Here is a 10,133-nt window from a genome sequence, read left to right on the forward strand (position 1 = left end):
ACCAGCCTGAGCGTCCCGCGCGGCCATGCACTGCGCGGACAAGCGGAGCCGAGATCGACATGACAAGAACAATAGGCAGCGACCTGCTGCGCGAGGCCCACCGGGCCCGTGAACGCCTGCAGCGCGAGGGCGAGCTACCCGCCGGCGTGCTGCGCGAGGAAATCGACGCCTCCTGGCGGCGCAGCCTGGGCCACGGTCTGGACTGCGGCGGCGCCAACGACCAGGAACTGGACAATCGCGCCGGCATCGAGCTGCTGCTGGAGAACAACCGCCTGCTGCTCGACGCCGCCACCCCCGAGCTGGATTTCCTGCGCCAGCGCCAGGGCCACGACGCCCTGGTGATCCTTGCCAACGCCGACGCCACCATCGTCTCGGTGGCCGGCGCCCACGAGCGCCTGCGCCGCATCGGCCTGGAAGACATCACCCTGGGCGCCTGCTGGAGCGAGGCCGCGCGCGGCACCAACGCCCTGGGCACCGCCCTGGTGGAAGGCCGCGCCACCCAGATCGACTGCGGCGAGCACTACCTGGAACGCCTCAGCCGCTTCTCCTGCACCTCGGTGCCCATCAGTTGCCCCCAGGGCACGCTGCTCGGCGTGCTCGACCTAACCCGCGAAGGCCCCCTGGCCGGCCCGGTGGAAAGCCTCAGCCTGCTCAACCGCGCCGCGGTGCAGATCGAGGAGCGGCTGTTCGCCGCCAGCTTCCCGGGGCAGGTGGTGCTGTCCTTCCACAGCCGCCGCCAGTACCTGGATTCGCCCTGGCAGGGCCTGCTGGCGCTGAGCCTGGAGGGCCGCATCCTGGCCCTCAGCACGCCGGCCTGCCAACTGCTCGGCGCCGCCCGCGAGGTACTGATAGGGCGCCGCTGCGAGGACCTGCTGGGTGCCCGCGGCGAACAGCTGCTGGCGCGCCTGCAGCCCGGCGCCCTGGGCAGCCTGCAGACGGCCAAGGGCGAGTTCTTCTACAAGGTGCTGCAGGCGCCGCTGCGCAGCACCGCGGTGTCGGTGCCGGCGCGCCAGCCGCAGCGCCCGGCCCCGGCCGCGCCGGACCTGGAGGCCCTGGCTGGCGGCAACCCGCGCTACGCCCGCGCCCTGCGCATGGCCCGCCAGGGCCTGCTGAACGAGTTGCCGGTGCTGCTGCTGGGCGAGACCGGCAGCGGCAAGGAGGTGGTGGCGCGCGCCCTGCACCAGGGCAGTGCGCGGGCCGGCAAGCCGTTCATCGCGGTGAACTGCGCGGCCATCCCCGAAGGCCTGATCGAATCCGAACTGTTCGGCTACCGCGAGGGCGCCTTCACCGGCTCGCGCCGCGGCGGCATGGTCGGCCGGCTGCAGCAGGCCCACGGCGGCACCCTGTTCCTCGACGAGATCGGCGACATGCCCCTGGCCCTGCAGGCGCGGCTGCTGCGCGTGCTGCAGGAGCGCAAGGTGGCGCCGCTGGGCGCGGGCGAGGAGCAGGACATCGACGTGGCGCTGATCTGCGCCACCCACCGCGACCTCAAGCGCCAGGTGGAAGAGAAGCAGTTCCGCGAGGACCTCTATTACCGCGTCAACGGCATCAGCGTGCGCCTGCCGGCATTGCGCGAGCGCGACGACCTCGGCGAGCTGGCCCAGGGCCTGCTGGCCAAGCTGGGCGCGCCCGGGGTGCGCCTGGACGACGAACTCTTCGCGCTGCTGGCCGACTACCACTGGCCGGGCAACATCCGCCAGCTGGAGATGGTCCTGCGCACCGCCCTGGCCATGCGCGGGGAAGGCGAGGCCACGCTGGGCCTGGAGCACCTGCCCGACAGTACCCTGGAAGAGCTCGCCACCGGCGAGCGGCAGCCCTGCGGGCGCATCCGCGAGACCGAGATGGAGCTGATCCGCCAGGCCCTGGACCGCCACCAGGGCAACGTCTCGGCGGCGGCCGACGCGCTGGGTATCAGCCGCGCCACCCTGTACCGCAAGCTCAAGCAACTGAAGGGCGGCTGATGTTCTTCACCCGCCTGATCGACAGCGACGACCCCAAGGCCCTCAAGGACGCGCTGCACTGGCTGTACGGCTTCGTCCGCCCGCAGCGCCTGGCCATCCTCGGCCTGCTGGGCCTGGCCCTGTGCGCCTCGCTGCTGGCGCTGGCGCAACCCTGGCTGACCAAGCTGCTGATCGACGACGGCCTGCTGGCCCGCGACTTCCCCATGCTGGCGCTGCTGGCCGGGGCGATGATCGTGATCGGGCTGGTGGGCATGGTCCTCTCGGGGCTCAACCGCTACCTGCACACGCGCCTGTCCGGGCGCATCCTGTTCGCCCTGCGCGATGCGCTGTACCGCCACCTGCAGAGCCTCTCGCCGACCTTCTTCGCGCGCCGCCGCATCGGCGACCTGATGTCGCGGCTGGACGGCGACGTCGCCGAGATCCAGCGCTTCGCCGTGGACTCGCTGTTCTCCGCGGTGTCCGCGGTGATCGGCCTGGTCGGCTCGCTGGCGCTGCTGCTGACGCTGAGCTGGAAGCTGTCGCTGCTGGTGGCCGTGCTGATCCCGCTGGACGTGCTCTGGCTGCGCTGGATGCGCAAGAAGGTGGAGCGCGAGGCGCGCCAGCTGCGCGAGCGCTCGGCCGACCTGTCGTCGTTCTTCGTCGAGACCCTGCCGGCGATGAAGTTCATCCAGTCCGCCGGCCAGCAGGGCCGCGAGGCGCGGCGCCTGGAGGGCCTCGGGCAGGGCTACCTGGGCCAGCTGCTGCGCCTGCAGGTCACCGAGTTCTTCACCCAGGCGCTGCCGGGGACGCTGATGTCGCTGTCGCGCGCCTGCGCCTTCCTGGTCGGCGGCTACTGGGTGGTGCAGGGCACCTGGCAGCTGGGCTCGCTGATCGCCTTCTCCACTTACCTGGGCATGGCCATCGGCCCGGTGCAGAGCCTGCTCGGCCTGTACGTGGCGCTGCAGCGCATGACCGTCAGCCTGGGCCGGGTGATGGAACTGCGCGGCGAGGCGCCGGGCGTGGCGTCGCCGGCGCAGCCCAGGCCGATGCCGAGCGTCGGCGAGCTGCGCCTGGAGGGCGTGAGCTTCAACCACGCCGGCCGCAGCCAGCCGCTGCTGGAGGGCGTGGACGCCTGCATCCCGGCCGGACGCAAGGTGGCCCTGAGCGGGCCGTCGGGCGTCGGCAAGTCGACCCTGACCGACCTGCTGCAACGCTTCTACGACCCGGACCAGGGGCGCATCCTGCTCGACGGCGTGGACCTGCGCGAGCTGGACCTGTTCGAGCTGCGCCGGCGCATCGCCGTGGTCAGCCAGGAGCTGGTGCTGTTCCGCGGCAGCCTGGCCGACAACCTGTCGTACAGCGCGCCCCACGTCAGCCGCGAAGAGATCGAAAGGGTGGCGACCCTGGCCCAGCTGGACGGCCTGGTCGCCAGCCTGCCCGAGGGCCTCGACAGCCCCCTGGGCGAGCGCGGCCAGCAGCTTTCCGGCGGGCAGAAGCAGCGCATCGCCATCGCCCGCGCCTTGCTGCAGGACCCGCTGGTGCTGATCCTCGACGAAGCCACCTCGCAGGTGGACGAAAGCACCGAGCGCGAAGTGATAGCCGCCATCGACCGGCTGTTCGCCGGGCGCACCCGCATCCTCGTCAGCCACCGTCCCTCGACCCTGGCCGAGGCCGACCTGCGCCTGGAGCTGCAGGACGGCCGGCTGAGCGTGCGCGAGGTGCCGCTGGTGGCCGTGGGAGGGCAGGGTGGCTGAGGTCCGGGTGGGCGTGGTCGATAGCGGCCACACCGAGGTACAGGCCGGTGTCGTGCTGGCCGGCCAGCGTTTCTGTCTGGCCGATGATGGACTGGACCGACTGCCATTGGCGACGGATGCCCTGGGCCATGGCTCGGCCGTGATCCAGGCGATTCTTTTCCGCGCGCCGCAAGCGCGCTTCAGCGTGGCCCAGGTGTTCGACGGGCGCGGCGTGACCAGCCCGTTGCAGATCGCCGCCGCGCTGCAGTGGCTGGGCGGGCAGGGCGTGCGCGTGGTCAACCTGAGCCTGGGGGTGCGCCAGGACCGGCCTCTGCTGCGTGAGGCGGTGGCCGAGCTGGTGGCGGCCGGGGTGCTGGTCTGCGCATCCAGCCCGGCGCGGGGCGAGCCGGTGTTTCCGGCGGCGTATCCGGGAGTGGTGCGGGTGACTGGGGATGCGCGGTGCGCTGAGGGCGAGTGGTCCTGGCTGGGCAGTGCGCAGGCGGATTTCGGGGCGGCTGTGCGGGTTGGGGGGCAGGCGGGGGCGAGTTTGGGGTGTGCGGCTTTTTGTGGGCACCTGGTGGCTTTGCTGGGGGAGCGGCCGGCGTTATCGAATGAAGAATTGTTGGCGTTGATGCGTGAGGGGGCCGTGTACAAGGGGATCGAGCGGAAGGTGGGGTTATGAGTGGGGTTGGGGTTTCTTTCCCTCTCCCCAGCCCTCTCCCTGAAGGGAGAGGGGGCCGTTCGGCGTGGTTGGGAGTCCGGAGTCATCCTGTTGCTCCGCGACTGCCGGCTACATGCCTAACTTCGCCACTGCTCCGTACAGTCCCCTCTCCCTTCAGGGAGAGGGTTAGGGAGAGGGAACGGACCTGCAGCCATCACCAACCCTCCCAGCGAACACCCCCATGCCCCCAATCCTGATCCTCGGCGCCGGCCCCGCCGGAACCGCCACCGCCATCGGCCTGCGCCGCCTCGGCTACCCCGTCACCGTCATCAGCGAATGGCGCCGCTTCGCCGCCGTCGAAGGCGTCTCCCAACGCGTGCTCGACGGCCTGCGCCACGCCGGGCTGAACCACGCCCTGGCCTGCGCCGCGCCGCCTTCGCAACGGCGGGTGAACTGGAACGGCGCCGAGAGCGCGCAGAACGTCGAATTCATCCTCGACCGTCCGCTGTTCGACCAGGGCCTGCGCCAGGACCTGCATGACGCCGGTATCCAGGTGCTGGAAGACCGCGTGCTCAGCGTGGAGTCCGACGCCACGGGCCACCACGTGCGCCTGGAAAGCGGCCAGCAACTGCAAACCCCATTTCTGGTGGAAGCCCGTGGCCGCCAGGCACCGCTGAACCAGAAGGCCGGCAAGGCCCGCCGCGGCCCGGAAACCCTCAGCCTGCTCAGCCGCTGGCAGGGCGCGCCGGGGCCGGTGGCCAGCGCGGTGCAGAGCCTGGCCGATGGCTGGGCGTGGATGGCGCGGCTGGCCGATGGGCGCTGCTACTGGCAGCTGACCCTGGACGTGGCCAGCAGCGCGCTGCCACCCAAGGAGCAGCTACTCGACTACTGCCGCGAACGCCGCCAGCGCTCCGAACTCAGCCAGGCATTCTTCGGCGGCCACCTCGAGCAGGACCTGGAGCTGCATGCCCGCAGCAGCACGCCGATCCTCTGCCTGGAGGCCTGCGGCGAGGACTGGATCCGCGTGGGCGATGCGGCCATGGCGGTGGACCCGCTGTCCGGCAACGGCATCTTCCAGTCGCTGTCCTCGGCGTTGCAGGCGCCGGCGGTCATCAACACGCTGTTGCGCGCGCCGGCGCGCGGCGACCTGGCCAGGCGCTTCCACCAGCGCCGGGTGGAGCAGCTGTTCCTGCGCTTCGCCCGCGTCGGCCGCGACTTCTACGCCGAGGAACAGCAGTGGGCGGACCAGCCGTTCTGGCAGGCCCGCCGCGCCTGGCCGGACGCGCAGCCCAGCCATGCCCCGGCGGACTTCGACGCCCTGCGCATCGAGCGCGCCCCGGTGCTGCGCGACGGCCTGGTGGACGAGGCCGAGGTGGTGGTCAGCCCCGACCAGCCCCTGGGCATCTGGCACCTGCAGGGCCTGGAGCTGGCGCCCTGGCTGCGGCGTCTGCGCAGCGAGCCGCAGGACCGGGTGCTGGCCGCGCTGCCGGCGGAGCAGCGGCGCATCTTCCAGGGTTGGCTGCTGAGCCAGGGCTACCGCCCGCGCTGATCAGGCCTTGAACTGCTGCACCAGGCGGTGCTGCTGCTCGGCGCTCTGGTTCAACTGCTGGCTCAGGTGCGCCGAGCGCTCGGCCTGGTCCGACAGGGCCTGGGTGACGTCGCGGATGGTGCCGATGTTGCGGCCGATCTCCTCGGCCACGCTGCTCTGCTCCTCGGCGGCGCTGGCGATCTGCAGGTTCATGTCGCTGATCAGGTTCACCGCGCCGGTGATGCGCTGCAGCGCGTCTATGGCCTGGCGCGCCTGCTCGACGTTGTCCTGGGCCTGGCGGTAGCTGGCATGCATGGCGTCGGCCACCGACAGGCTGCGCGCCTGCAGGTTCTCGATCACCTGGCGGATTTCCTCCACCGAGTCCTGGGTGCGCCGCGCCAGGCCGCGCACCTCGTCGGCGACCACGGCGAAGCCGCGCCCGGATTCGCCGGCGCGCGCCGCCTCGATGGCGGCGTTGAGGGCCAGCAGGTTGGTCTGCGCGGCGATGTTCTGGATCACCTCCAGGATCGCGCCTATCTGCTCGTTGCTGCGCGCCAGGTTCTGCAGCTCGCCCATGGCCTGGTTCATGTCGCCGGCCAGGGCGTCGATGCCGGCGCTGGTGGCCGCGATGGTGGCGTAGCCGTCCTGGCTGGCGCGCTCGGCCTCGCCGGCGGCCTGGGCGGCGCTGGCCGCGCTCTGGGCCGAGGCGTTGGCGGTGGCGGACATCTCCTGCAGGGCGGTGGCGACCATGTCGATCTCGCGGAACTGCTGCTGGATGCCGTCGCTGGTCCGGCGGGCGATGACCGCGGTCTGGTCGGCGCCGGCGCGGGCCTCGCCACTGGCCGCCTGTACCGCGGCGATGCTCGGCTGGAGCTTGTCGAGGAAGCGGTTGAAGGCCAGGGCCAGGCGGCCCAGCTCGTCGTGGCGCGGATGGTTCAGGCGGCGGGTGAGGTCGCCTTCGCCGTCGGCGATGTCTTCCAGCATTCGCGCCAGGCCCAGGATCGGCCGGCTGATGCCGCGCGCGGTGAGGGTGATGACGCCCATGCCCAGCAGCGCCACCAGCACGCCCAGGCCGACCTCCAGCCAGGTGCTGCGGGCGCGCAGGGCGTCCAGGGTATTCTTCAGCGACTGCGCCGGGGCCAGTAGCACCTGGCGCGGCACGCTGAGCAGGATGCCCCAGGGCTTGGCCCCGGGCAGCGGCGCCAGGCTGCTGAGTACGGAAACGTCGGCGCTCTGGTCGTAGGTCAGCGAGCGGTCCTGGGCCATGTCGCCCAGCACCTGGGGCAGCGCCGCGTCCTTGAACGGTTGGCCGAGGCCGGCGGCGTTGGCGCTGTCGCTGGCCAGCAGGCCGTTGGGGCTGAGGATGCGGATGCGGCCCTGGCCGTCGAACAGCTGGCGGCTGCCGGCCACGCTGCTCTGCTGCAGCGCGGCGAGGTCGATGTCGAAGCCCACGGCGGCGACGAACTTGCCGTTCTCCAGCAGCGGCAGGGTGATGCTGGTGACCAGCCGGCGCTGCCCGGAGGCATCGTCGAAATAGGGGTCGAGCACGCAGGGCGCCAGGCTCTCCCGCGGGCAGGTGAAGAAGGCGTTGTACGGCTGGCCGCTGGGGCCGGGGGTGGTATCGGCCAGCACCTGCTCGGTGCCGACCACGCTCTGCTGCTGGCCGCCGCTGCGCAGCAGGTAGAGGGTGAAGCGGCCGTTCTCGTTGCTGCCCAGTTCGTCACGGCCCTTGAAGCTGGCGTCGGCGCCGTCCAGGGTGTCGACGCCGAACACCACGAAGAGCCCGAGCAGCTCCGGGTGCGCGCCCAGGGTGCCGCCCATTTCCGCCACCAGCTTGCGCCGCAGTGCCTCGGCGCCGAGGTTGCCCTGGCGGTTCTGCTCGCGCAGCGCCAGCAGGGTGCGCGACAGGCCTTCGCCGAGCAGCAGCTTGTCCTGCAGCTGGCGTTGCAGCTGCAGGGCCTGCACCTGGCCCTGGGTCTGCAGGCTGGCGCGGGCGGCGTCGGCGAACAGCTTGCCGCTGTCGTCCTTGATCACCTGGCTGTCCTGGCGCGCCTGGTACAGCGACAGGCCGATCAGGGTGGCGGCGACGCCCAGCAGGCACAGGCCGGCCAGGCAGGTGATGCGGCCCTGGAGGGTGGACAGGATGCTACGCATGCAAAGGCCTCCATGAAAACCGCGAAACCCGCCGCCGCGCCACGGCCGGGATGGGGGCCGGCGGTGGCGCGGGGCGGGCTTGCGGTGCGTGGCTTAGAAGGTGGTGGTGAAAATCAGCTGGCTGTACAGGTTGCTGTCGTTGCTGCCGATCTGCACGCCGCCGTCCTCGGTGCTCTTCTTCGGCTTGTACAGGCCGATCAGCGGGGTGATGGTCAGGTTCGGGGTGACCATCCAGTCGGCGTACAGGTCCAGCTCGCGGCCGCTGAAGTTGCCCAGGTCGTTGTCCAGGGTATGGAAGTCGAACCATTGCAGGCCGACGTCGAAGCTCTCCGACGGGGTGATCTTGGCGCCGATGTTGTGGACCCGGGTGTTGCTGTTGAAGGGGCCGGAGTAGTTGCCCGCCACCTCGCCCTGGAACCAGGTGCCGAAGCCGCGGCTGAAGCCGTAGAACAGCGGGTCGAAGCCTTCCGAGAAGCGGCTGAAGCGGTAGCTGAGGTAGGGCTTCCAGGGCACGTCGGCGAAGGTCCAGCCGGCTTCCAGGTACCAGGCGTTCTCGTCGTCGGCGTGGCGCTTGTCCTGCCAGGCGTACTCGCCGGAGAGGAACAGGTTCTCGACGCCGGCGTTGCCCTGGCCGCGCACGCTCCAGGTCTTCATGTCCTTGCGGTCGAGCTGGGCGGGGGAGGCGTACTGCTCGTCGATGTCGGTGATGTCGATGTAGGTCAGGCCCAGGGTGCCGGCCTCGTCGACGTGCTCCAGGGTCCCGACGTACAGCTCGGGCTTGGCCTGGGCCGGGTTGTCGGACTTCAGGCGCATGATGTCGCCGCGCCAGCCTTCCTTGCCGCCGATGCGCAGCACCGCGGTCTCGTCGAAGCTGCGGCGGCCGGCCAGGTAGTAGGCGCCGCCGCGGTCGAACATGCCGTCGGCCAGGCCGTTGCCGAAGTTGAGGGCGTCGCCGTTGATCAGGAAGCCGTCGCCGACCACGATGTTCTGGCGGCCGAAGGACAGGTCGATGCCGTCCTCGCCCAGCACCGGGAACAGCTTGCCGGAGCGCCAGCCCAGGTAGGCGTCCTCGATCTTGGTGGTGCGCTCGGAGCCGTCAGTGAAGCCGGCGGCGTCGCCGTCGCCCCAGGTCGCCGAGCTGAGCAGGGCGAAGGCGCCATAGGCCGTGCCGGCCTCGCCCAGGCGCTGGTCGCCGCTCAGGCCGTACTTGATGAAGCCTTCCTGCCAGGAGGACGAGCCCTTGTCCTTGGTGCCGCTCTGCGCATAGTTCTCCTGGCTGTGGAACAGCGCGTAGACCGCGGTGAGGTCGGCGTTGAGGTGGGTATCGTCGGTGGAATACAGCGAGTAGGCGCTGGCCTGGCCCGCGCCGGCGAGCAGCAGGGCGAGCAGCGTCGGGCGCAGGACGGTGGGTCTGGTCATGGCGTGCATCCGTATCGTTATTGTTGGCAGGGGACGAAACTGCCTGGGATGCTAAGGCCACGGGCGCTGCTGGCCTTGTGCCTGTCTGCCAAGTGCTTGGATGTGCTTGCCAGATGTCTGCGGGATCGCGGACGGAGTCCGCTCCTACGGTGGGACAGGTGCCTCACGGAAACCTGTAGGAGCAGGTCCTGCCTGCGATTCGCGCGCAGGGCGCGCTCCTACATGGGAATGGCGTGAGTGGCGCAGCGTAGGAGCGGATCTCATCCGCGAACCGCGCCGGAATTCCCGGCTATCGCGGACAAGGTCCGCTCCTACGACCGTGCTCGACCGTAGGGCGAATAACCGTTCGCGGTTATCCGCCGTTGGCCGGAACGCCGGTGCCCGACGGCCGCGGCGGATAACGCCGTAGGCGTTATGCGCCCTACGGGTTGGAAAGAGGCGGCGCAGCCTGCAAGACAGTTGCTCCTACCATACGGGCGGGCTCGGCTTCTCGTAGGAGCGAGCTTGCTCGCGAAGGGGTTCCGAATTGGGCATGGTGCGTGCTCTGAAGAGCGCCCTTGAGCTGGCCTAATGATCTTGGACACCTTCATCGGGCGCTATCATGGCGCCCAACTGGAGGCAAAAATAGTGCGAAAGTCCTATTCAAATGAATTCAAAATCAAGACTGCCGAGATGGTGCTTGATGGCGGGATGTCCGT

At 70.5% G+C, this 10,133-nt stretch carries 6 protein-coding genes and 1 pseudogene; 4 read left to right on the forward strand and 3 right to left on the reverse strand.

Annotated features, from left to right (window positions below):
• Window positions 1-53 precede the first annotated feature (53 nt).
• The 4 genes from VV867_RS28375 to qhpG all read left to right on the forward strand — a co-directional run bounded on the left by VV867_RS28375 (window position 54) and on the right by qhpG (window position 5,883).
• On the forward strand, window positions 54-1,961 hold the full coding sequence (locus VV867_RS28375; protein WP_442965058.1) for a sigma-54-dependent Fis family transcriptional regulator: 1,908 nt from the start codon (window positions 54-56) through the stop codon (window positions 1,959-1,961).
• Window positions 1,961-3,694 carry an ABC transporter ATP-binding protein gene (locus VV867_RS28380; RefSeq protein WP_328568189.1) on the forward strand — a complete coding sequence of 578 codons (1,734 nt, stop codon included), beginning with the start codon at window positions 1,961-1,963 and terminating at the stop codon, window positions 3,692-3,694. The genes VV867_RS28375 and VV867_RS28380 overlap by 1 nt, the downstream gene beginning before the upstream one ends.
• A complete protein-coding gene (gene qhpE / locus VV867_RS28385; RefSeq protein WP_328568190.1) occupies window positions 3,687-4,355 on the forward strand; it encodes a subtilisin-like serine protease QhpE in 669 nt (222 codons plus the stop codon). Before VV867_RS28380 ends, qhpE begins: the two co-directional genes overlap by 8 nt.
• A gap of 220 nt (window positions 4,356-4,575) precedes the next feature.
• The gene (gene qhpG / locus VV867_RS28390) at window positions 4,576-5,883 is read left to right on the forward strand and encodes a flavin-dependent monooxygenase QhpG (RefSeq protein ID WP_328568191.1); all 1,308 of its coding nucleotides are present in this window, start codon (window positions 4,576-4,578) and stop codon (window positions 5,881-5,883) included.
• Here the strand turns inward: qhpG and VV867_RS31260 are convergent, their stop codons facing one another.
• From VV867_RS31260 to VV867_RS28400, 3 genes and pseudogenes are all read right to left on the reverse strand, one after another.
• Window positions 5,884-6,438 (reverse strand): methyl-accepting chemotaxis protein, encoded by a 555-nt coding sequence (locus VV867_RS31260; RefSeq protein ID WP_442965059.1) that lies wholly within the window; start codon window positions 6,436-6,438, stop codon window positions 5,884-5,886.
• Window positions 6,439-6,741: 303 nt separating this feature from the next.
• Window positions 6,742-8,016, reverse strand: a pseudogene (locus VV867_RS31265) (HAMP domain-containing protein); the annotation flags it as partial.
• Between the two features lie 93 nt (window positions 8,017-8,109).
• Complete coding sequence (locus VV867_RS28400; RefSeq protein WP_109932472.1) at window positions 8,110-9,435, reverse strand: hypothetical protein; 1,326 nt, start codon at window positions 9,433-9,435, stop codon at window positions 8,110-8,112.
• Window positions 9,436-10,133 lie beyond the last annotated feature (698 nt).

Origin of the sequence: Pseudomonas sp. JH-2, from assembly GCF_036231725.1 — a bacterium.
GTDB classification, from domain to species: Bacteria; Pseudomonadota; Gammaproteobacteria; order Pseudomonadales; family Pseudomonadaceae; genus Pseudomonas; species Pseudomonas delhiensis.

Coding starts and splice junctions, on each gene's coding strand:
- VV867_RS31260 (WP_442965059.1), bottom strand. CDS start 6,438: ATGGGCGAGCTGCAGAACCTGGCGCGCAGCAACGAGCAGATAGGCGCG.
- VV867_RS28400 (WP_109932472.1), bottom strand. CDS start 9,435: ATGACCAGACCCACCGTCCTGCGCCCGACGCTGCTCGCCCTGCTGCTC.
- VV867_RS28380 (WP_328568189.1), top strand. CDS start 1,961: ATGTTCTTCACCCGCCTGATCGACAGCGACGACCCCAAGGCCCTCAAG.
- qhpG (WP_328568191.1), top strand. CDS start 4,576: ATGCCCCCAATCCTGATCCTCGGCGCCGGCCCCGCCGGAACCGCCACC.